Source organism: Microbispora sp. CSR-4 (assembly GCF_008033685.1).
Taxonomy (GTDB): domain Bacteria; phylum Actinomycetota; class Actinomycetes; order Streptosporangiales; family Streptosporangiaceae; genus Microbispora.
The window spans coordinates 1-22,342 of record NZ_VJVX01000047.1 but is presented as its reverse complement, the minus strand read 5'-3'; the positions used below and the strand labels follow the sequence as shown (position 1 = coordinate 22,342).

The 22,342-nt window shown below is 73.2% G+C and carries 15 protein-coding genes; 11 read left to right on the top strand and 4 right to left on the bottom strand.

All coding sequences use genetic code 11. The annotated features are described in order from the left end of the window. The first annotated feature begins 30 nt into the window (after window positions 1-30). The 5 genes from FLV34_RS28680 (at window position 31) to FLV34_RS28665 (ending at window position 9,211) form a co-directional block, all read left to right on the top strand. Window positions 31-2,109, top strand: a complete 2,079-nt coding sequence (locus FLV34_RS28680) for a hypothetical protein (protein WP_187280768.1) — start codon at window positions 31-33, stop codon at window positions 2,107-2,109. 152 nt (window positions 2,110-2,261) lie between these two features. Beyond that, entirely contained in the window at window positions 2,262-2,393 is a 132-nt protein-coding gene (locus FLV34_RS42770; protein WP_256862666.1) for a hypothetical protein, read from the top strand. A gap of 222 nt (window positions 2,394-2,615) precedes the next feature. Next, on the top strand, window positions 2,616-4,094 hold the full coding sequence (locus FLV34_RS28675) for a glycosyltransferase family 4 protein (RefSeq protein ID WP_261985940.1): 1,479 nt from the start codon (window positions 2,616-2,618) through the stop codon (window positions 4,092-4,094). A gap of 6 nt (window positions 4,095-4,100) precedes the next feature. Further along, complete coding sequence (locus FLV34_RS28670; protein WP_261985939.1) at window positions 4,101-8,231, top strand: alpha-(1->3)-arabinofuranosyltransferase; 4,131 nt, start codon at window positions 4,101-4,103, stop codon at window positions 8,229-8,231. Beyond that, the gene (locus FLV34_RS28665; protein ID WP_187280767.1) at window positions 8,228-9,211 is read left to right on the top strand and encodes a DUF3068 domain-containing protein; all 984 of its coding nucleotides are present in this window, start codon (window positions 8,228-8,230) and stop codon (window positions 9,209-9,211) included. Before FLV34_RS28670 ends, FLV34_RS28665 begins: the two co-directional genes overlap by 4 nt. On the opposite strand, the gene FLV34_RS28660 is transcribed toward FLV34_RS28665, so the two are convergent. Continuing rightward, window positions 9,152-9,922 (bottom strand): bifunctional 2-polyprenyl-6-hydroxyphenol methylase/3-demethylubiquinol 3-O-methyltransferase UbiG, encoded by a 771-nt coding sequence (locus FLV34_RS28660; RefSeq protein ID WP_142648198.1) that lies wholly within the window; start codon window positions 9,920-9,922, stop codon window positions 9,152-9,154. The genes FLV34_RS28665 and FLV34_RS28660 overlap by 60 nt on opposite strands. 1,902 nt (window positions 9,923-11,824) lie before the next feature. Further along, entirely contained in the window at window positions 11,825-13,105 is a 1,281-nt protein-coding gene (locus FLV34_RS28655; RefSeq protein ID WP_261985938.1) for an acyltransferase, read from the bottom strand. Between the two features lie 200 nt (window positions 13,106-13,305). Between FLV34_RS28655 and FLV34_RS28650 the strand changes: the two genes are divergently transcribed. The 4 genes from FLV34_RS28650 to FLV34_RS28635 are packed head-to-tail and all read left to right on the top strand — an operon-like array spanning window position 13,306 to window position 17,307. After that, window positions 13,306-14,232, top strand: a complete 927-nt coding sequence (locus tag FLV34_RS28650; RefSeq protein WP_142648200.1) for a DUF3068 domain-containing protein — start codon at window positions 13,306-13,308, stop codon at window positions 14,230-14,232. Window positions 14,233-14,253: 21 nt separating this feature from the next. Continuing rightward, entirely contained in the window at window positions 14,254-15,186 is a 933-nt protein-coding gene (locus FLV34_RS28645) for a decaprenyl-phosphate phosphoribosyltransferase (RefSeq protein ID WP_147944573.1), read from the top strand. Next, entirely contained in the window at window positions 15,183-16,523 is a 1,341-nt protein-coding gene (locus tag FLV34_RS28640; protein ID WP_147944572.1) for an FAD-binding oxidoreductase, read from the top strand. Before FLV34_RS28645 ends, FLV34_RS28640 begins: the two co-directional genes overlap by 4 nt. 34 nt (window positions 16,524-16,557) lie before the next feature. Further along, a complete protein-coding gene (locus FLV34_RS28635; protein ID WP_142648202.1) occupies window positions 16,558-17,307 on the top strand; it encodes a decaprenylphospho-beta-D-erythro-pentofuranosid-2-ulose 2-reductase in 750 nt (249 codons plus the stop codon). Window positions 17,308-17,350: 43 nt separating this feature from the next. On the opposite strand, the gene FLV34_RS28630 is transcribed toward FLV34_RS28635, so the two are convergent. Together FLV34_RS28630 and FLV34_RS28625 are read right to left on the bottom strand one after the other, a co-directional pair. Beyond that, on the bottom strand, window positions 17,351-18,505 hold the full coding sequence (locus FLV34_RS28630; RefSeq protein ID WP_142648203.1) for a S1 family peptidase: 1,155 nt from the start codon (window positions 18,503-18,505) through the stop codon (window positions 17,351-17,353). Window positions 18,506-18,739: 234 nt separating this feature from the next. After that, entirely contained in the window at window positions 18,740-19,702 is a 963-nt protein-coding gene (locus FLV34_RS28625; protein WP_142648204.1) for a LysR family transcriptional regulator, read from the bottom strand. Between the two features lie 248 nt (window positions 19,703-19,950). Here FLV34_RS28625 and FLV34_RS28620 point away from each other — a divergent pair, with 248 nt between their 5' ends. Both FLV34_RS28620 and FLV34_RS28615 read left to right on the top strand, forming a co-directional pair. Then, a complete protein-coding gene (locus FLV34_RS28620) occupies window positions 19,951-21,066 on the top strand; it encodes a nitronate monooxygenase family protein (protein ID WP_147944571.1) in 1,116 nt (371 codons plus the stop codon). A 280-nt stretch (window positions 21,067-21,346) separates the two neighbouring features. Then, window positions 21,347-22,342, top strand: a 996-nt coding sequence (locus FLV34_RS28615) for an ARMT1-like domain-containing protein (protein WP_147944570.1), incomplete at its 3' end; no start/stop codon positions are given.

The following is a 22,342-nucleotide window of genomic DNA, read 5'->3' as shown; positions in this document are numbered from 1 at the left end:
CCGGGTGACCTGCCATTAGCCTGTACGACTATGTGGCGGCCCTTCCGGTTTGCGCGCCTTGGCCTCGCCGGGCGTGACGGCGCCGCCCTTGGGGCGGCGCTCGTACGGCTGGGGCCCGCCCTGCTCGGCCTGGCGTTCGGGGTGCTGGCGCTCGGGCCCGCCCTGGGACCGGGATTCGTCCTGCGCTACGACATGGTCTTCGTGCCGGACCCGCCGGTGCACCTCGGCGACGGCTTCCCCAGGGCCGTGCCGAGCGACCAGGTCGTGGCGGTGCTGTCGGCCGTGATCCCGGGGGAGATCGTGCAGAAGGCGATCCTGCTCGGGCTGTTCGTGCTGGCCGCCTCGGGCGCGGCGGCGCTCGCGCGCGACGCCCTGCCGGGGAGCGGGATCGTGCCCCGGCTGGCCGCGGCGGCGTTCTACGCCTGGAACGCCTATCTGGCCCAGCGCCTGCTCATCGGACAGTGGGCGCTGCTGCTCGGATATGCCGGGCTGCCCTGGGCCGTGCGCGCGGTGTCGCACGCCGGGTCGCACGCCGGGTCGCACGCCGTGTCGCGTGGCGGGGCCGTGCGGCTCGCGGCGGCCCTCCTGCCCGCCGCCATAGGCGGGTTCCAGGCCATGCTCGTGAGCGCTCTGACCGTGCTCCCGGTGGCCGCGCTGTGCCGGCGGGACGGTGGCGGGGAGGGCGGCAGTGATGGCGGCGAGGGAGACGGCCGTGATGGCGGCGGGGGAGGCCGGGTGCGGGCGGTGCTCTCGTCGGTGTCGCCGCCACTGGGCGTCCTCGCCGTGCTCAGCCTGCCGTGGCTCGTCCCTGCGCTCACATCGGTGATCGGGGCGGACACCGCGGCCGACCCCGCCGGGGTGGCCGCCTTCGCGCCCCGGGCGGACGGGCCCTTCGGAACGCTCGGCAGCCTGCTCACGCTCGGCGGCATCTGGAACTCCCACGCCGCCGTGCCGGGACAGGACATGCCCGCGCTCGCCGCCGTCCGCCTCGCCCTCGCTCTCGTCGCGATCGCGGGGTTCGTGCGGCTCGGGTTCGTACGGTTCGGCTTCGCGCGGCTTGGGTTCGTGCGGCGGCCCGCGTGGTGGCGGGGTCTGGCCGCGGCGGCGTGCGCCGGTGTCGTGATCGCGTGCGCCGGGGCGTTCGCGCCGGGCGTGCCGCGCGCTCTGATCGGCTGGTGGGCGGGGTTCGGCCCGCTCCGCGACGGCCAGGCGTACATCGCGCCGCTCGCGCTGGCGCAGGCCGTGGGGGTCGCGGTGGCGGTGACGGCCCTGCGCGCCGCGATGCCGGCTCCGGTCGCGGCGGCCACAGTGGTGGTGCCGGTGCTGGCCCTGCCGACGTTCGCGCTGGGCGCCTTCGGCAGGCTCGGGACGGCCGAGTATCCCGAGGAATGGCGCCGTGTGCAGGCCATCGTCAACGGGGATCCCGCGCCCGGCGCGCTGCTGTCGCTGCCCTGGAGCGCCTACCGGGCGTTCGCGTGGAACGGCGGCCGGGTCGTCCTCGACCCCGCCACCAAGATGTTCTCCCGGCCCGTGGTGTGGAACGACGGGCTCGTCGTCGGCACGGGTGACGGGACGCGGATCCGGCTGGCCGCCGAGAGCCCGCGCGCGCGGCGCATCGGCGCGCTGCTGGCCGCTCCGGAAGCGGCGCCAGGGGCACACGCAGCCTTGCCCACTGCGTCGAGCACTGCGTCGCCCACCGTGCCGAGCACTGCGTCGCCCACGACACCACCCACGACACCGCCCGCAACGTCGGTCACCGTGTCGCCCATTGCGTCGCCCATCGAGCCGCCCGCAGCGTCGCCCACGACGCGCACCGTGCCACCCGCGGTGTCCACAGTGTCGCCGACAGTGCCGCTCGCGACGCCGCCCACTGTGTCGGCACTTGTGCCGCCCACGGCGTCGCTCACTGCGTCGCTCACTGCGTCGCTCACTGCGTCGCTCACTGCGTCGCTCACTGCGTCGCTCACTGCGTCGCTCACAGTGGCGCTCCGGCGGGAGGGGGTGCGGTATGTGCTCGTGGAAGGAGTCGATGAGAACACGTTCTTGTCTCGGTTCCCGGGGGTGACCCCCGTATACAGAGGCCGGGAACTTCTCCTGATACGCCTGTGAACTGGGAAGACCTGCGCCTCACGGCATACTGGACGGTAAGTCTTTTTATCACGGTTTGACCAAGGCTCTGGTGTAGGAGCTGTATCACGTTCTAATCTCGGCGCACCGTACATACCGCTAGGCACTGTGCGTTCCGACAAGGAGGAAGCCACGTGTTGAAGGTGCTGGCTGCTCTCGCGGTCGGGGCCGTGCTCGCCGGCGTCGCCTCCGTGGCGGTCGTCAACGTGGCCGCGCCCACCGCCGAGCCGCCGAACAAGCCGCTCTACAACTACGGCGACAGGTGAGCGCACCAGACCTGACGCCCGTGCCATAAGGACTTTCTCGAAAAGGACTCCCCGCGAAGACCCAGTTCGTCAGGGGCGTGGCTCCGCCATGCCCTCATGCGTCCGTGCCCCGGTTCACCCGCACCGCCCCGCCCGCCGCACCCGGACCACCCGTACGGGCGGCCACGTCGCGCGGTGCCTCCCCGAACTCCCCGCAGAGACGCGTCACCCGAAGGAGTGGTCGTGGTCGCACAGGGTGCGAAGGCGAAGTCCTCGGGGCGCCCGGCCCCCTCTCTCGAACCGCCCGGCAGGCCGCATCTGGCGGCCACCGGCACGGTCGCGGCACCGGCCGCCGTTCCGCTGTTCGACGGCGTACGCGTGGCCGTGCTGAACTTCCGCGAACCGAGCCAGACCGTCGCGGGCGGCGCGGAGGAGTACGCCTGGCGAGTCTCGGCCTACCTCGTCGGTCAGGGGGCGCGCGTCCACTTCCTCACCAGCCGGGAGCGCGACCAGACCCGCGGCGAGGCGCGTGACGGCATCGAACTGCGCCGGATGGGCAACAAATACCTGGTCTACCTTCTCGTCCCGCTCTGGCTGCTGATGCACCGCCGCCGGTTCGACGTCATCATCGACTGCATGAACGGCATCCCGTTCTTCTCGCCGGTCGTGGCGCGCCGCCGTACGCGGGTGATCTGCGTGGTCCACCACGTGCACGACCGGCAGTTCTACGCCTTCTTCCCCCGGTGGCTGGCGCGGATCGGCTGCTTCATCGAGGGGCCGGTGGCGCGGCTGCTCTATCGGCGGTGCACGACGGTGACGGTCTCCGAGTCGTCCCGCGACGAGATGCGCGCGCGGCTGCGCTGGCTGGCGCCGATCGAGGTGGTGCCCAACGGCAGCCCGACCGCGCGGCCCGTCGCGCGGGAGCCGGTGCCCGGCGACCCGGCCGTCGTCTACCTCGGCCGCCTGGTCGGCCACAAGCGCGTCGAGCGGGTCGTCGAGCTCGCCGCCGAGCTGGCGCCCGCCCGTCCCGGCCTGCACGTCCACGTGATCGGGCGGGGCCCCGAGCACGACCGGCTGGCCGAGCGGGCGGGCAGGCCCGACGTGGCCGGACGCGTCCACCTGCACGGATTCCTGCCCGAGAGGGAGAAGAACGCGGTGCTGAGCGGCGCCAGGCTCAACGTCACGGCCTCGGAGTTCGAGGGCTGGGGGCTGACCGTGATCGAGGCGGCCGCGCTCGGCGTGCCCACCGTCGCCTACGACGTGGCCGGCCTGCGTGACTCCGTACGGCACGGCGTGACGGGGTGGCTGGTGCGCGACGGCGAGCGGCTCGCCGACGTGGTCGGCCAGGCGCTGCGCGAGCTGGACGACCCCCTGACCAGGGCGCGGATGGCGCGGGCATGCCGCCAATGGGCGGGCGAGTTCACCTGGGGGAAGACCGGGGCGGCGATGACCAGGCTGGTGGCCGGCGAGCTCGACCGGCTCCCCGCGCGAACCCCCGGCGACGGCCCCGTGAAGTCCGGCTCCCAGAAGTCCGGTTCCGTGAAGTCCCGCCCCGAGACCGGCTCCGAGAAGTCCCGCCCTCAGAAGTCCGGCGCTGAGAAGTCCGGCCCCGAGACCGGCTCTGTGAAGTCCCGCCCTCAGAAGTCCGGCGCTGAGAAGTCCGGCCCCGAGAAGTCCGGCCCCGAGACCGGCTCTGTGAAGTCCCGCTCCGAGAAGTCCTGAGCGCCCGTGTCCGTCGACGTCTCGGTCCACCCGAGGGAGCCCGGCTCCGCCCGGGAAGCGGTGACCCGCACGCCGGAGGCGCCCGGCGAGGCTCCCGCCTCGGCCGAGCCCGCCGCGGGCTCGGCGGGCTCGCCGGGCCGTACGCTGCGGCACCGGCTCCGGTTGCTGGCGGGCTGCCTCCTGCTGGCGGCAGTCGCGTTCAACACCGCGCCCGGCGCGGTGATCTCCGAGACCAAGCTCGACATGGCGGTGAACCCCCTGGGGTTCCTGTCGCGCGCGCTCCACCTGTGGGATCCGGCCTACTTCGGCCACCTGCAGAACCAGGCGTACGGCTATCTCTTCCCGATGGGGCCGTTCTACGTGCTCTTCCGGGCCCTGGACATGCCGGCCTGGGACATCCAGCGGCTCTGGATGTCGCTCGTGCTGTGCGCGGCGTTCCTCGGCACCGAACGGCTGGCGCGGGCGATGGGCATCGGCTCGCCCGGCACCCGGCTCCTCGGCGCGCTCGCCTACGCCCTGGCCCCGCACGCGCTGGCGCTGATCGGGATCAACTCCTCGGAGTTCCAGCCGAGCGCCGTGCTGCCGTGGGTGCTGCTGCCCCTGGTGCACGGCACGCGGGAAGGGGCGAGCCCGCGCCGGGCCGCCGCGCTGTCGGCCGCCGCGTTCCTGTTCGCGGGCGGCGTCAACGCGGCGGCGGAGCTGGCCGTGCTGGTCGTCCCGCTGCTCTACCTGCTCAGCCGCCGCCACGGTGGGCGCAAGTGGGCCCTGCTCGGCTGGTGGCTGCCGTTCGTCGGCCTCGTGTCGATGTGGTGGCTCGTCCCGCTGCTGCTGCTCGGGCGCTACATCTTCTCGTTCCTGCCGTTCATAGAGACGGCGTCGGCGACCGCCAGCGTCACCTCCCTGGTGAACGCGCTGCGCGGCACGTCGAGCTGGATCTCGTTCCTGCCGGTGGACGGGCAGCCGTGGCTTCCCGCGGCCTACGACCAGGCGACCGTGCCGTGGCTGGTCGCCGCGACGGCGCTGGTGGCAGGGCTCGGGCTGACCGGCGTCGTCCGCAGGGCCACCCCCGAGCGGACGTTCCTCGCGCTGTCCGTGATCGCCGGTCTCGTGATCGTCACCGCCGGGCACGCGGGCGACCTCGCCCACCCCTGGACCGGCCAGGTCAGGGACCTGCTCGACGGGCCGCTCGCGCCGTTCCGCAACCTGCACAAGTTCGACGCGCTGATCCGGCTGCCGCTCGCGCTCGGACTCGCCGCGCTTCCCGTAGCGGGCCCGGTGCGGCTGCGCAGACCCGTCACCGCCGTGGCGGCCGGGCTGCTCGCGCTCACGCTCGTGCCGGTCGGTACGGCCGGGGTGACCGCTCGTGGTGCCTTCGCGGACATCCCCGCCTACTGGCGAGAGGCGGCGGCCTGGCTGAACCGCAACACGGGCGACGGCATGGTGCTCGCCATGCCCGGCTCGGCGCGGGGCGAATACCTGTGGGGACGTCCGCTCGACGAGCCCATGCAGTCGCTGCTGACCGTGCGCTGGGCGACCCACGCCAACGTGCCGTGGGGGTCGCCCGGCCTGGCCCGGCTCGTGCAGGCGGTGGACGAGCGCTTCGCCACCGGGCACGGCTCGCCGGGTCTCGCCGAGGCCCTGCGCCGGGCCGGGGTGACCTACCTGCTCATCCGCAACGACCTGGTCAGGGAGGCGCTCGGCACCGCCTGGCCCGCCCGGGTGCACCAGACGCTGCAGGACTCGGGGCTGCCCAGGACCGCCGAGTTCGGGCCGCTGGTGGGCCTGACCGCGAACGGCACCGCCTCGGGCTGGCTCGACCAGCCCTACCCGGCGCTGGAGGTCTACACGATCCCTGAGACGGCGCCGCTCGCCTCGATCGTGCCCCGCGCGGGCACGCTGCACGTGGAGGGCGCCCCCGAGGCCATGCTCGACCTGGCCGAGGAGGGACTGCTCACCGGCGACCGCCCGGTGCTCGTCGGCGACGAGCCGGGCGCGGCGCAGATCCCCGCCCGCGACACGATCCTCACCGACACGCTGCGCAAACGCGACATCGTGTTCGGTGACGTGCGGCGCATCGCGTCGGCGACGCTGACGGAGGGCCAGGCGCCGGTCACCACCGATCTCACCGACCCGGCATGGTCGTCGGCCACCTCGACCGCCCGCTATCTCGACGTGAAGGACGTCACCGCCTCGTCGGCGGACTCCGCCGTGACCGCCGCCGTGGGCCAGCGCGACCCGGGGCGGCAGCCGTACGCCGCGCTGGACGACGATCCGCGCACGGGCTGGCGGTCGGACGGCTGGAAGGGCGCGGTCGGGGAGTGGCTGGAGGTCCGCTTCACCGGCCCGGTGGACCTGACCGAGATCTCGGCGGCCTTCGAGCAGGGGACGCTCGGCCCGCCGGTGGCCGAGGTCGCGCTGGAGACCGAGCGCGGCGTCCGCCGGGTGGCGGTGGCGCGCACCGACGCGCTCCAGCCACTGCGCCCGGTGCCCGGGACGAGCTCGTGGCTGCGGATCCGGGTGACCCGGCTCGCGTACGAGCCGAAGACGGCGCTCGGCAGCCGGGTCGGCATCACCGACCTGCGCATCCCGGGCGTACGGGCGGTGCGGACGATCTCGGTGCCCGACGTGTCCGGCGAAGATCCGGGCACCGTGCTGCTCACCAAGCGGGGGGACGCCGACGCGTGCATGCGGGGCTCGGTCACCTGGACCTGCTCCTCGCGGCTGCAGATCATCGGCGAGGACGGCTATGGCTTCGACCGGCTCGTCCCGGTGGCCCACGCCGGCGTGCGCACGGTGCGCGGGCAGGCCGTGCTCAGCGATCCGAAGGCGGCGGACCTGCTCACCACGCTGCCGGACCGCTATCCCCACGTCACCGCGTCGTCCACCGCCACCGAGCACGGGGCCGTGCTGGGCCGCCAGGCGATGGACGGCGACCCGGCGACGCTGTGGTACGCCCAGCCGTTCGACCGGCATCCGACGCTGTCGATCGACCTGGGCGAAAAGCGGAGCTTCTCCCGGATCCGGGTGCTGTTCCCCGACTCGGCGCAGGGCATCCCGCCCGTGAAGCTCACGCTGCGCGCGGGGGAGAGGGCCGTGCAGGGGTGGGTGGACAGAGACGGCGTGTTCACCTTCCCCGCGGTGAAGACGCGGACGTTCACCATCGAGTTCACCGCGCCCGCCTCGCGCCCGATCGAGGTGGCCGAGATCGCCATCCCCGGCGTGAAGCCCCTCGGCGGCCTCGGCGCCATCCCGCTGCGGCTGCCCTGCGGCTATGGCCCGACGCTGCGGGTGGACGGCGACGACGTGCCGACTCGGGTGGTCGGCGGCACGCTCGACGACGTGCTCAACGGCCGCCCGTTGACCTACTCGGGCTGCGCGCCCGTGCACCTGACCGAGGGCCGCAGCAGGGTCAGCGTGGCGCCGGGCGACGCCTTCCGGGTGCGCTCGGTGGTGCTGGACGACGGAGCGGAAGCCGAACACGAGAAGGTGACGGCCACCCCCGCCACGGTGACGTCATGGGGGCCGCAGGAGCGCCGCCTGCGGGTGGCCGCAGCCGCGCCGTCCTATCTGGTGGTCAACGAGAACTACAACGCCGGCTGGCAGGCGTACCTCGACGGCGTGCGGCTGACCCCCGCACGGCTCGACGGCTGGCGGCAGGCCTGGGAGCTGCCGTCCGGCGGCGGCGAGGTGGTGCTGCGCTACGAGCCCGACCCGGCCTACCGCGCGGCGCTGCTCGCCGGGCTGGGCCTGGCCCTCGTGGTGGTGGCCCTGGCGCTGGTGCGGGGCCGGTCGCGCCTGCGCGCCACCGGGCCGGGCCGCGTCCGTGTGCTGTGGGTGTGGATCGCCGCGCCGGTCGCCGGGCTGTGGGCCGGAGGCGTGGCGGGCGTGGCCGTCGTCGCCGCCGCGCTGGCGGCGTTCCTGTGGCTGCGCGGGATCGCCGCCGCTCAGCACGCCGATCCGACCCGTTTCCGGGTCTTCGCCCGCCATGCCGCCTCCGCGTGGGTGGCGCTGGTCGCGCTCGGTCTCGCCGGGCTCGCCCAGGCCGCCGGGCAGGGCCTCGCCGCCGACGCGCTCTGTCTCGTCGTGCTGGCCCGGCTGCTGGCCGCCGTACGGGACGAGGGAGGGGTGAGCCGGTGACGGACGCGTTCGTGCGGCTGCGGCGCCCGCTCCTGCTGGCGGGCATCGCCTTCCTGGTCACCGTGGGGGCGCTGTTCCACTTCTACGTCTATCCGCGGACCACGGTCATGCCGTTGGAGCAGACCCGCGTGCAGCGGCTGGTCTCGCCTTCGGCCACCTATCTCGACACCGCGACCTTCCGCCTGCACCGCGACGTGCCGGTGCAGAACACGGTGGCCGTCTATGGCGATCCGCGGGCGGGCGACGACCACACGGCCGTGTGGGTGGAGTTCTCCTCGCTCGACACCCGGGACGGCGAGCGCGTCGACTATCACGAGCGCCGCACGGCCTTCGACCGGCGCACCGGTCTTGCCGTCGACTGCTGCGCGGCCTATGTGGACGAGGATCCCGGCGTGCGGCAGACCGGGCTGGCCTTCCGGCTGCCCGCCCGGGCCGAGCCGCGCTCGTACGCGATGTTCGACCCGCTGCTGCGGCGGGAGGAGCAACTGCGGTTCGAGCGCGAGGAGACCGTCGCGGGCGTGCCGACCTACCGTTACACCTACTCGGCCGGGCCGGTGAAGACCGCCGATCTGCCCGGCCCGGTGCCCGGCACGACGGTCGGCATGCCGGAGGAGGAGCGGGTCGCCGTGGCGAGATACACCGAGATCACCCGGACGATCTGGGTCGAGCCGGAGAGCGGTCTGACCGTGCGCACGCAGGAGCGGCGGCGCGACACGCTGCGCACGCCCGACCAGGTCGAGCGGCTGGTCGCCTTCGACGCCGACCTGACGACGAGCACCGCCGAGGTGTACGCCTTCGCCGGGGAGGCGGCCCGGTTCCGCCGGTGGATGCTGCTGACGCGCGAGTGGATCCCGCTGGGGTGCGGGCTGCTGGCGATTCTGCTGGCCGGCGGCTACGCGATCGGCGTCCGGCCGGGAAGGTCAGCGGCGGCGCAGCACGAGCAGCAGGTTCCAGGTCACGATCTCGCGAACGCCGGGTAGATGGATCACCGGGGTCGCCCAGCGAGGGTGGTAACGCGGCAGGGCGTCGACGAGGTCGGCGCCGGGATGCCGCCTGGCCCACGCGAGCGCCCGGGCCACCGAGACGGCGTACAGGCTCGTCCCGTACACGTTCTTGGGGGAGCGGCCGTGGCGGCGCGCGTAGCGGCGCGCGGCGTGATGTCCGCCCAGGTAGTGCCACGGCGAGGTCTCGTGGCCGCCCCACGGCGACAGCCAGTTGGTGAACGACAGGTAGACCAGGCCGCCCGGCCGCGTCACCCGCACCATCTCGTCGCCCATCCGCCACGGATCGGGCACGTGCTCCAGCACGTTGGAGGAGAAGCAGACGTCGACGGATCCGGTCTTCATCGGCAGGTCGAGGGCGCTGCCGAGCACCGCGCCGTCGGGGATGGCGCCGGTGCGCGCGCTCATCTCCCCGGCGTCGCAGTCGACGCACACCGGCCGCGCGCCCACGGCGCGCAGCGCGTCGGTGAAGTAGCCGGGCCCGCCGCCGACGTCGGCGACGAGCGCGCCGTCGAGGTCGGCGTACGCCGCGAGCTGGGCGACGGTGTCCCGGGCGAGCAGGCCGTAGAAGAAGTCGGGGTCGGTCTGCTCCTTGCGGAAGGCGCTGAACAGGCGGATCGAACGGGCCAGGTCGGCGCGGAACGGCTCGGCGTGCACGACGTCCCTCTCCTGTCGGGTGCGCCGGAGCATAACATCCCCCTTTGTCCCACGGCGCTGGGAGAATTCCGATGACTCAGACCACGCGTACGGAACGGCCCGGGGCCCTGCCGGGATGGCGGGCGGGCCTGCGGAACCCCGTCATGATCGCGGGCGTCCTGCTGGTCGTGGCGTCGCTGGCGGTGCGGATCCCCGTGCTGACGTCCTCGTCCTTCGTGGAGGACGACTTCCTGTTCGTGGGCGACGCCTACGAGCACTCCTTGACGTTCGACTTCCTGTTCCGCGTCCACAAGGGCCACCTGATGCCGGGGGCGCTCGGGCTCACCTGGGTGCTGTCGCGGCTGTCGCCGTACGACTGGCTGCTGGTCTCGGCGGTCACGCTCGCCGTCCAGGCGGCGGTGGCGGCGATGCTGCTGCGGCTGCTCGTGCGGCTGTTCGGCACCCGGCCCGGGATCCTGCTGCCGCTCGCCTTCGCCCTGTTCTCGCCGCTGACGGTCCCGGCCTTCGGCTGGTGGTCGGCCGCCATCAACGCGGTGCCGCTGCAGCTCACGATGGTCATGGCCCTGGCGGCCCAGGTCAGGTGGGCCGGGGAGGGCGGGGCGCGGCACGCCCGCCGGGCGTTCTACTGGGTGCTCGCCGGCATGGCGTTCAGCACGAAGGGGGTCTTCGTCCCGTTCCTGCTGTTCGCGCTCACCACGTCGCACCTGCGGCCGTGGGCGGGCCCGTGGATCGCGCTCATGCTGCGCGAGCTGCGCTCCCACTGGCGGCTGTGGGGCTCCTACGTGCTGCTGATGGGCGGATACGCGGCGCTCTACCTGGCCCGGCGCGGCACCGCGCCGGGCGAGGGCGCGGCCGTCCCGGCTCCGGGTGACGTGGCGAGCCTGCTGGGCCGCCTTCTCGGCCAGGTCTTCCCGGCCGGGGTGGTCGGCGGGCCGCTGTCGTGGGGCCCGGTGCTGCCCAACGGCGGGCTGGCCGACCCCGGCCCGCTGCTGGTGGCCGCCGGGTGGGCCGTGCTCGCCGCCCTGGTGGTCGCCACCGTGCTGTGGCGGCGGCGGGCCGTACGCGCCTGGGTGATCCTGGCGGGCTACCTGGTGGCCGCGGACGGCGTGCCCACGGCGATCGCCCGCGGCACCGGGCTCGCCCAGGTCGTCGGCTCCGAGACCCGTTATGTCGCGGACGCCGCGATCGTGCTCGCGGTCTGCCTGGGGCTCGCACTGCTGCCCGCCCGGGACGAGACCGCGCCCTACCGCCGGCCGATTCCCCCCGGGAGCGGGCTGCCGACGGCGGCGGGCCTCGTCGCGGGCGCCTATCTCGCGATGTCGATCGTGTCGATCCAGAACTACCGCGACACACTGTCGGGCGACCGGGTGCGGGCCTACCTGGCCGCCGTACGGGCCTCCCTCGCCAAGACGCCGGACACGGCGGTGATCTACTCCAGCCCGCTGCCCGAGGGCATCGTGCTGCCGTGGAACGGCAACCGCAGGCTCAGCCACCACCTGCTGGCCCCGCTCGCCCGGCCCGCGCTGCGCGCCCGGATGCGGGTGCCCGAGCCGTCGGAGCACGCGCTCGTCTTCGACGACAAGGGCGGGCTCGCGCCGGTCGAGGTGAAGGCGTCGGTCGGGGTGCTGCCGCCGGGGGACCGCTCGTGCTTCCCGCTGTTCGGCGACGCGATCTTCTTCCCCGACGTCGTCTCGTTCGGCGGGCCCGGGCCGGTCGCCGGGCTGGCCTACACCGCGAAGCGGGACGGCACCGGCAGCTACGAGATGAGCGGGCAGCAGGGGCGGTTGCGGTTCCATGCCACCGGATCCAGTGGCGCGCTGGTGCACTTCCCGGTCACGGCCGTCGGCAAGGGGCTGCTGATCCGGCTGGACGACCCGGCGGCGGTCTGCCTGAAGGGCTTCGCCTACGGCGACCCCGTGCCCGGCGCGCCCGCCCCTACGGACGCGGTGACGCCGCCGTCTCCGTCTCCTTCCCCGTCGCCCTCGCCTTCTGTGAAGAGATCTCCGTCTCCGTCTCCGTCTGTGTCCCCCTCCGCGTCCCCCTCCGTGAAGAGGTCGCCCGGAGGGCGAGGCGCCTCGCCGGCTCCTCGACGTAGCGATGGGTGAGCGTGGCCAGCAGCAGCGTGAACGCGCCGACCACGACGAGGTTGCCGGCGAAGTTCCCGCTCCACGGCCGCTGCTCGGTGAAGTCGTACCAGAGATAGAGGGCCACGAACTGCCACAGGAACACGCCGTAGGACACCCGGCCGAGGAAGCGCATCACCCGGCTGCCCAGGAAGCGCCCGTACGGCGAGCCCCCGGCGGGCAGCAGCGCGGCCGGGGTCACCAGCCCGGCCGCCACGGTGGCGTACAGGGCCAGCTCCGACAGGTCGGCCCACACGCCGTCCACGCCGCTGAAGCGCGTGCCGGTCAGCGGCGAGGCCGCCACGGCGTACGCGAGGGCGGCGACGAGCAGGAACGAGCCCGCCGACGCGCCCGCCGCCCGGACGAACCGGTGCGCTGGGCCGTCCTCGCGGGTCTCTTGACGGGCCCACTCGGAGACGACGGCCAGCGCCATGCCGATCGCGAAGAACACCCAGGCTCGGGGCAGCCAGGTGTTCAGGTAGGGCCGATAGACGGGGAAATAGGTGAGCAGCGCCCACGCGAACGACGACGCGGCGAGCACGGCGACGCCGGTCAGCAGCCGCCGGGCGCGCCTGCCGAGATCGGGACCGCCGCGCCGCGCGTACGCCGCCAGCACGGCGGCGACCAGTGGCAGCAGCACGTAGAACGCGGCCTCGACGCACAGGCTCCACATCTGGGCGAGCCCGCGCGGCCCGAGGCCGAACCACCAGGGGTGGATCTCGTAGGTCTGGCCGAGCAGCAGCAGTTGCAGCCACGTCTTCACGTCGCCGAGGTGCGGCCCGGCCCACAGCGTCATGGCCGCGACCACGACCAGCCAGTACGCCGGGAGGATGCGCAGGGCGCGCTTGACCAGGTAGACCCGGGTGCTCGGGGGACGCTCCCCGAGCAGCGCGGCACGCGCGTAGGGCCGGTAGAGGAGCAGCCCGGACAGTGCGAAGAAGATGGGCACCGCGACGTCGCCCCGGGCGAGCAGGCTGCTGAAGAAGTTGTCGTGCAATGCCGCCGCCGACTCGATCGCGACGTGGAACACGAGGACGGCGATGGCAGCGAGCGCCCGCACACCGTCGAGGGCGTCCACATGTCCGGCAGGCACCTGACCGGAAAGCACCGGTGTGTCACGAACAGGTTGCGAACCGGCCGGTAACATGTCACGAGTCGCCGTCGAGCTAGAACCTGTTTCGGTCACTTTTCCGCATCCCTCGTGACGTTGGTCACCGCCCCGTCTAACATACAGCGAAATAGGAACGTGTTTCAGGACAAATAGGTAGTATCTGGCCTGCCCCAGGAGGAGCGATGCGCCGCGGATTGGGAGTGGTCCTCGTAGGACTCGGGGCGTTCCTCGTCGTTCTCGCGCCGCTGCTGAGATTCCAGGTCGCGGACAAACTCGTGCAGGCGCCGGCGAACCAATACAGCGTCACGCGGCTGACCGCCGAAAACGCCCGCTACTTCAGCATGCGCGACCTGAAGGTCCTCACCGGCACCCTCGACATCACGGTCACGACCAGGGGCGATGTCAAGGAGGCCAAGGACGACCACGTCGTGTGGGACCAGTTCACCAACGCCAACGACGTGACGAACAACAATCCGCAGATCTCCATGACGCAGTTCCGCAGCGCGTTCAACAAATACAACGGCCAGGGCGTCACCTGCTGCGGCACGAGCGTGAACAGCGGTTCCGGCGCGGAGCCGGTGCAGTTGCAGGGCCAGATCTTCCTGTTCCCGTTCGGCGTCGAGAAGAAGACCTATCAGGTGTTCAACACCGATACCCGCAAGGCGTACGACGCGACGTTCGACGGCGAGGACACGATCGACGGCCTGCCGGTCTACCGGTTCGTGCAGAAGATCCCGCCGACGCCCGTCGAGCAGCTCAGCGCGCCCGCCTCCGTGCTCGGCATGAAGGGGACGGGCGACATCCAGGTCGACCGTGTCTACGACGGCGTGAACACCTTCTGGGTCGAGCCGACCACCGGCGTCCCGGTCAAGCAGGAGCAGCAGCGCCACGAGGTGCTGAAGACGGCCGACGGCGTCGAGCGCATGCCCGCCCTCATCGCCACCGCCTCGTTCACGCCGCAGACCATCGGCGAGCTCGTCAAAACGGCCCGGGACAACATCGCCCAGATCACGCTCATCAAGACGACGCTCCCCCTGGTGTCGCTCATCCTCGGGCTCGCGCTCGCCGTCGTCGGAGTGTGGCTGCTGCGGCCGGGCCGCGCGGACTGACCCGGGAAGCCGGCCGACCCCGTGAAGCGGGACAGCGTCCTGCACCCGCCGGTGGCGGCGCCTCCGGCGGGCACGCCCTCCCGGCGCTCCCGCGCGGCCGGGCTGGTGCGGGCCTGCCGGCCCCGGCAGTGGCTCAAGAACGCGCTCGTCTTCGCCGCTCCTGCCGCCGCCGGCGTGCTCACCACCGGGGCGGGGCTGCGCGGCTCGCTCGTCGCGTTCGCCGCCTTCTGCCTGGCCGCCGCCGGGTCCTACCTCTTCAACGACGCGGCCGACGTGGCCGCCGACCGGCGCCATCCCCGCAAGCGGCTGCGCCCGATCGCGGCCGGGATCGTGTCCGTACGGCTCGCGCGGACGGCAGGCGCGGTGCTGCTGGCGGCCGGCCTGCTCGTGGGGCTGGCCGGTGGGTGGCCGCTCGCCGCCGTCGTCGCCGCCTATCTGGCGCTCACCTTCTCCTACACCCTGTGGCTCAAGCACCAGCCCGTGGTGGACCTGGTCGCGGTGGCCGGCTGCCACGTCGTGCGCGCGTACGCGGGGGCGGTCGCCGTGGCCGTGCCGGTGACGAGCTGGTTCCTGGTCGTCGTCTCGCTCGGCTCGCTGCTGCTGGTGGCCGGCAAGCGCGAGGCCGAGCTCCGCGCCGGGCCGCAGGACGGCCAGGTCGCCCGGGCCACCCTGGAGACGTACACCGCGAGCTACCTCGGCCACGTGCGCGTCATGGCCTCGGGAGCGATGATCGTCACCTACTGCCTGTGGGCGCTCCAGGAGCACACCGGATCGGCCAGGGCGTTCTGCGCGCTCAGCATCGTGCCGTTCGTGCTGGTCGTGCTGCGGCACGCGCTGCTCGTCGACCGCGGGGTGGGCGAGGAGCCCGAGGAACTGCTGCTGCGCGACCGCCCGCTCCAGGTGTTCCTCGCGCTGATGCTGATCCTGCTGGCATGCGGTATCCAACTGGCATGACGACGCCGCTGACGGGATGGGGGCGCACCGCGCCCACGCGGGCGACGGTGGTCCGCCCGCGCACCGCCGAGGAGGCCGCGGAGCTGGTGGCGAAGGCGGGCAGGCGCGGCGTCGTGGCCCGCGGGCTCGGCCGCGCGTACGGCGACGCCGCGCAGAACGCGGGCGGGCTCGTGCTCGACTGCACGGCACTTGAGCGGTCATGGCGCGTCGACTCCACCGGGCTCGTCACCGCGTCGGCGGGGGTCAGCCTGCACGACCTCATGACCGCGCTCGTGCCGCGCGGCTGGTTCGTGCCGGTGACCCCCGGCACCCGCTATGTCACGGTCGGCGGGGCCGTCGCGGCCGACGTGCACGGCAAGAACCACCACGTGGACTCCTCCTTCGGCGCCCATCTGCGGTCGCTGCGCCTGCTCACCGCCGACGGCGTCGTACGTACGCTCGGGCCGGGCGACGACCTGTTCTGGGCAACCGTGGGCGGGATGGGGCTGACCGGGATCGTCGTCGAGGCGGCCTTCCAGTGCGTGCCGATCGAGACGGCGTGGATGCGGGTGGACGTCGAGCGCACCCGCGACCTCGACCAGACCCTGGAGACGATGGCCGCGACCGACGACGGGCATCGCTACACGGTCGCGTGGATCGACCTGCTGGCGCGGGGCGGGCGCATGGGCCGGGGCGTGCTCACCCGTGGTGACCACGCCGCGCCCGGCGACCTGCCCGCCCGCGCGCGGGCGAACCCGCTCGCGTTCGCGCCGCGGCCCCTGCTGTCCGCGCCGCCCTGGGCGCCCGGCGGCCTGCTCAACCGGGCCACGGTGCGGGCCTTCAACGCCGCCTGGTACGGCAAGGCGCCCGCCGCCCCGCGCCGGATCGTCCAGGGCATCGCGCCGTTCTTCCATCCCCTCGACGGCGTGGCCGGCTGGAACCGGATGTACGGCCCGCGCGGCTTCGTGCAGTATCAGTTCGTGGTGCCGCTCGGGGCGGAGGACACGCTGCGCCGGGTGGTCGAGCGGCTGTCCGGCGCGGGCGTCGTGTCGTTCCTGACCGTGCTGAAGAGGTTCGGGGCGGGGACGCCCGGCATGCTGTCGTTCCCGATGCCGGGGTGGACGCTGGCCCTGGACATCCCGGCCGGGCAGCGCGGGCTGGCCGCCATGCTGACCGAGTTCGACGGCTGGGTCGCGGCGGCCGGGGGGCGGCTCTACCTGGCCAAGGACTCCCGGATGTCGGCCGCCACGATGGCCGCGACCTATCCGCGGCTGGGGGAGTGGCGGGAGATCCGGCGCCGGGCCGACCCGGACGGCGTCTTCGTCTCCGATCTCGCCCGTAGGCTGCGGCTGTGCTGAGTTCTGTGCTGGTTCCGTCGTCGTGGGAGTGGTCGTGAGAAACGCGCTGGGCTCGGTCGACACCGTCCTGCTGCTCGGCGGGCGCAGCGAGATCGGCCTCGCCATCGTGGAGCGGCTGGTCCGGCGGGGCGCCCGCCGGGTCGTGCTCGCCGCTCGGGGCGGGACCGCGCCGGTGGAGGAGCTCGAACGGCTCGGGGCCGAGGTCCACGTGCTCGACTTCGACGCCGCCCGGCCGGAGACGCACGCCGGCCTGATCGAGGAGGCCGCCGCCAAGGTGGGCGACCTCGACGTGGTGATCCCGGCGTTCGGCGTACTCGGCAGCCAGGCGGTCTATGACGCCGACCCGGTGGCCGCCGCCCGCGACGTCGCCGTCAACTTCGGCGGCCACGTCTCCATCGGCCTGGCCGCCGCGCGGCGGCTGCGCGAGCAGGGCCACGGCACGCTCGTCGTGCTGTCGTCGGTGGCCGGGGTGCGGGTGCGGAAGGCCAACTTCGTGTACGGCTCCGCCAAGGCCGGGCTGGACGGCTTCGCCCAGGGGCTGGCCGACGCGCTGCACGGCTCGGGGGCCCGGGTCGTGGTCGTCCGGCCGGGGTTCGTGATCGGCCGGATGACGCGGGGGATGACCCCCGCTCCGATGTCGGTGACGGCGGCCGAGGTCGCGGACGGCGTGATGGAGGCCCTGGACACGCGGAAGGTGACCGTGTGGGTGCCCGCGCGGCTGCGGCTCGCGTTCGCCGTCATGCGGCTGCTGCCCCGCCCCATATGGCGGAGGCTCCCCCGCTGACCCCGTGCCGGGCCGGCGGGAGAGCCTCCTGTGATCGGCCGGATCAGCCGGTGACGAGTGTCAGCCCGTAGACCGACAGGGCCTCGTTGACGGGCTGGAAGTACGTGGTGCCGCCGACGGTGCAGTTGCCCGAGCCGCCCGAGGTCATGCCCTGGGCCTGGTTGCCCGAGATGAACGAGCCGCCGGAGTCACCGGGCTCGGCGCAGACGTTGGTGCGGGTCAGGCCGCTCACCGTGCCCTGGGAGTAGCGGACGCTGGCGTTGAGCTGCTGGACGGTGCCGCAGCGCCAGCCGGTGGTCGAGCCGGAGCGGCAGATCGACGAGCCGACGGGGGCCACGGACGAGCCCTTCACGGCCACGTTGCCGCCGCTGTAGTTGTTGACCCAGCCCGTGGGCGTCCAGTTGCTGTTGACCGCGACCCACGAGTAGTCGTCGCCAGGGAACGAGGAGCCCTGGAAGGTGCCCTGCGCGATCCGGTTGTAGCCGGTCGTGGTGTTGCCGGCGCGGCCACAGTGGCCGGCGCTGACGAAGCCGTTCGTGCTTCCCTTGCGTACGGAGAAGCCGATCGAGCACCGGGCCGAGCCGTTGATGTAGTAGGCGTCGCCGCCGCGCACGTCGTAGTAGGTCTGCGGCTGCTCGCTGGACTGCTCGACCCGTACGGCCGACGTGTCGGCGCCGCTGGCCGCCACGAACGCCTCGGCCTCGGCGGGGTTGGACGACAGCACGACGACGCTGTTGCTGCGCACGTCGACGTACCAGACGGGGGTGGAGGCGGGCGCACTGGCGGCGGCCCGGTCGAGCGCGGCCTCGGTCGACTCGAGCGCGGCGAGGCTGCGGCCGACGATCTTCGGCTGCGCGCCCGCGGCCAGGATCGCACCGGCCTTCGAGGCGTCGGAGGTGGCGACGATGAAGCTCTCGGAGGTGGTGCCGGTGACCCAGGAACCGGCGTAGGCGTCGCCGATCGCGGCCCGGACCTTGGCGTCGGCGGACATGGCCTTGGCCTCGTTGGCCAGGCGGGCGTCGATCTGGGCGGGGGTGAGCCCGAGGTCGCGCTGCATGGCGTCCACCAAGGCGGGCGGAGGCTTGAGGCCGGAGGAGGCGGGAGAGTCGTTCGGCTCGGCCACGGCGGGGGTGGCGACCGTGGCGAGGGCCGTGACGGCCAGAGCGCATCCGGCGAGTACGGTGCGTCTGTGGAGCATGTGGGGCTCTCCTTGTCTCTGGGGGTGCCGTCAACGTAACCGACCTCCGCTCTCCGGTGGATCTATCAGTTCGCCCCTATCACCGAGTTATGGAACCGCCCTCGCGAGAGGATTCGCTGGCCCGAAATTGGCCGCTCCCGCACCACGCCCGCGGGAGCATTCCGAAATAGCCCTTTCGTACGCCGTCATTCATGACGGAATTCGCCGGTCGTGCGATTTCGGTCGGGGAACCGCTCAGGGAACCGCGCCGTATTCGGGGTTGGTGGCGAGCCAGTCGGCGTAGCGGGCGCTGCGCCGCACCGCGTCGGCGTACGCGGCCCGGGCGTGCGCGGCGACGACGGGGGCGGCGGCCCGCGCGCCGATCGAGTCGGCGTGCCAGCCGAGCAGATGCCGCCAGCGCAGCGGCGCGCCGGCGAGCGGCATCATGACCAGCCCGGCGGTGAGCCGGAAGGTGGCCTGGCACAGGGCGACCGCCTTGCCCACTCCGACCAGGTGCAGGCAGGTCGCCACGTCCGTCTCGTAGATGGACTCGGGGACGAACCCGGCCCGGGCGCAGGCGGCGGCGAAGCAGTCGGCGAAACAGCCGTCGCCGGGGGCGACCGTCCAGTGCTCCTCGGCGAGGCTCGACAGCTCCAGTTCCTTCTCTCCCGCGAGGGGATGATCCTCGGACAGGAGCACGAAGACCGGATCGGTGCCGACCGTGGTCCAGTTCATCGATTCGGCCGGGGGAGGCGGGCTGTCGCCGCACGTTCCGAGCAGCACGAAGTCGAGCCGGCCCGCGACCGCGAGCGAGGTCAGCTCAGCGGCCGACCACGAGGTGCGGGTGGTGACGGGGATGCCCGGCTGGTCGGCGGTCAGACGCTCGACGAGCCCGCCGAGTATGGGCCCGTTCGTCGCGCCCAGACGATAGCCGGGCAGCTTGACGGAGGTGTTGGCGAACCTCACCGCGTCCTCCTGGAGGTCCCGTACGGCGGGCAGCAGCACCCGGGCGCGGGCGAGCACCATCTCGCCGAGAGGAGTGGGCCGGGCGCCGTTGCGGTCGCGTTCGAACAGCGGACCTCCGAGTGATCGCTCGATGCGCTTGAGCTGCGCGGTGAGCGACGGTTGGGCGAGGCCGAGCCGGGTGGCCGCTTTCGTGACGCTCCCGGCTTCGGCGACCGCGTGCACGATTCTCAGATGGCGGATCTCCAGATCCATAGAGGGACGGTACGACCCTCGTGTTATGGCCGCAATCCCGCATTGTCATGAAATCTGACTTTGGCCCGTGAGCTGTCGTCACCACTGTGACGGGTGGTGCGGCTGGGGCGTCGGCCGTGGCGTGAAACGCGTTCTCGCCTGGGCTTTCTCCCGCCCTCCGGGGAATGGTTACCGACTGGTAGGAACCTGTCGGGCGCGGCTTATTAGAACGCGTTGCAGTTCGGTGGGGGCCGTCGTACGTTCGAGGCATGCGGACACGTGTCACCGACATGTTCGGAATCGAGTTCCCCATCTTCGCCTTCAGCCACTGCCGGGACGTCGTCGCCGCGGTCAGCCGCGCCGGCGGCATGGGCGTGCTCGGCGCCCTGTACTTCACCCCGGAAGAGCTCGAGATCGAGCTGAAGTGGATCGACGACCACGTGGACGGTCGTCCGTACGGCGTGGACGTGGTGATGCCCGCCTCCTACGCGGGCGCGGACCTCGACGTGGACACTCCCGCAGAACTGGTGGCGCGGCTGCAGGGGATGATCCCGCAGGGGCACCGGGCCTTCGTGGAGGATCTGCTGGCCCGGCACGGCGTGCCGCCGCTCGACGGCGCCGACTCCGGCAAGGTGCTGCTCGGCTGGACCGACGCGACCGCCCGGCCGCAGGTCGAGGTCGCGCTCCGGCACCCCATCGCGCTGCTCGCCAACGCCCTCGGCCCGCCGCCCGCGGACGTCGTGGAGCAGGCGCACGCCAAGGGCGTGCAGGTGGCCGCGCTCGCCTCGACGCCCCGCCACGCGATCAAACAGGTCGAGGTCGGCGTGGACGTCGTCGTGGCGCAGGGCACCGAGGCCGGCGGCCACACCGGGGAGATCTCCACGATGGTGCTGATCCCGCAGGTGGTGGACGCGGTGGACGTGCCGGTCCTGGCCGCGGGCGGCATCGGGTCGGGCCGCCAGATGGCCGCGGGCATGGCGCTCGGCGCCGAGGGCGTGTGGACCGGCTCGATCTGGCTGGCCGTGGAGGAGGCCGACACCTCCGAGACCGTACGGCGGCGTATCATCGCGGCCACCTCCCGCGACACGGTCAGGTCGCGGAGCTGGACCGGCAAGCCCGCCCGCCTGCTGAAGAACGAGTGGACCGACGCGTGGGAGTCGGCCGAGTCGCCCGGCACGCTGCCGATGCCGCTGCAGTTCATGCTGATCTCCGACGCGCTGCGGCGGATCAGCAGGTCGGACGTGACCGAGCTGGCCACGTTCCCGGCCGGGCAGATCATCGGTGCGATGAACCAGGTCAAGCCGGCCAGACAGGTCGTCTTCGAGATGGTGGAGGAGTACATCGAGGCGATGGAACGTCTCGGCCGCATGACCGGCGACGGCTGACACCGCGAGCGACGGCTGACGCGGTGAGCGACGGCTGACGCGGTGAGCGGCGGGTCCCCTCGCGCGTCCGTCCCCTGGAGAGAAGGACTCCGCACCCCGATCGGCCGCCTCACCGGCCAACGCCAGCTCCCGCTCCGCCCCCACCACATCACCCGTACGGGCACGCAACTGGGCCCTGCCAGGCCCGGTTGTCCCCACGCCTGCCCCCGCCTCCCTCGGTCGCCCGGCCGCTGCGATTTACTGGCGGTGCCGTTCCGCGAGCAGAGGGAGGACGCCGGGGATGAGTGGTGCCCGCGACGAGACCGTGGCTGAGGCCCTGCCAACCCCGCCGCCGATCATGGGGAACGTCCCCGGCTCCTACGCGCTGAGCGTCTTCAGGGAGCGGCACCCGGTGCTCGTCCGCCAGGTCGCGGAGGCGCTGCCGTACTCGCCGGACCGGCGGCGCGCGCTCGACCGGCTGCTCGACGAGGTCGTGCGCGACGTCATGGAGCCGCTGGAGCCGTCGGCGCACGACGCCGCGGCCTGGGCCGAGTGGGGACGCGGCAAGATCGGCCGCCCCTATGTCGACGTGCCCTTCCTGTGGGGGGAGAGCTACTTCTATCGGAAGGTGCTCGAAGCCACCGGATATTTCGGCGACGGCCCGTGGCGCGGGATCGATCCGTTCGGCCCGATGAAGCAGGCCGAGCTCGACGGCCCGGACGTGGACGGTGAGCTGGCGGCGCTCGACGAGACCGCCGCGCTCTCCCCGGCCGAGCGGGCCGACGCGCTGCTGCTCGGCTCGCTCTGGGGCAACCGGGCGGACCTGTCCTTCGGCGTCACCCTCACCGGTGACCGGGAGAAGGCCGCGGACCTGGTCGTGGACGACCGCCCGCTGCTGTGGTCGCTGGTCGAGGCCGCCGCCCCGGGGAGGATCTGCCTGGTCGCCGACAACGCGGGGCGCGAACTGCTGCCCGATCTCGTGCTGGCCGACGATCTCCTCGCCTGCGGGCTCGCGGGCGAGGTCGTCCTGCACGTCAAGCCCTATCCGTACTTCGTGTCCGACGCCACCCCCGCCGACGTGCTGGCGTGCCTGCGGCGGCTCGCCGCGGCGCCCGGCCGGGCCGCAGAGGCGGGGGGCCCCCCCTGGGGGGGCCCGGGGGGGGGGAGGCCACCCCGTCGGGGGGGGCCCCTCCCCCGCGCCCCCCCTGCGGCCCGGGGGGGGGCGGCGGGACCGCGGGGGGCGGGCGCCGCGGGCGCGCCCACCCGACTGCGGAGGGGTCGCGTGGGCGAGGAGGTG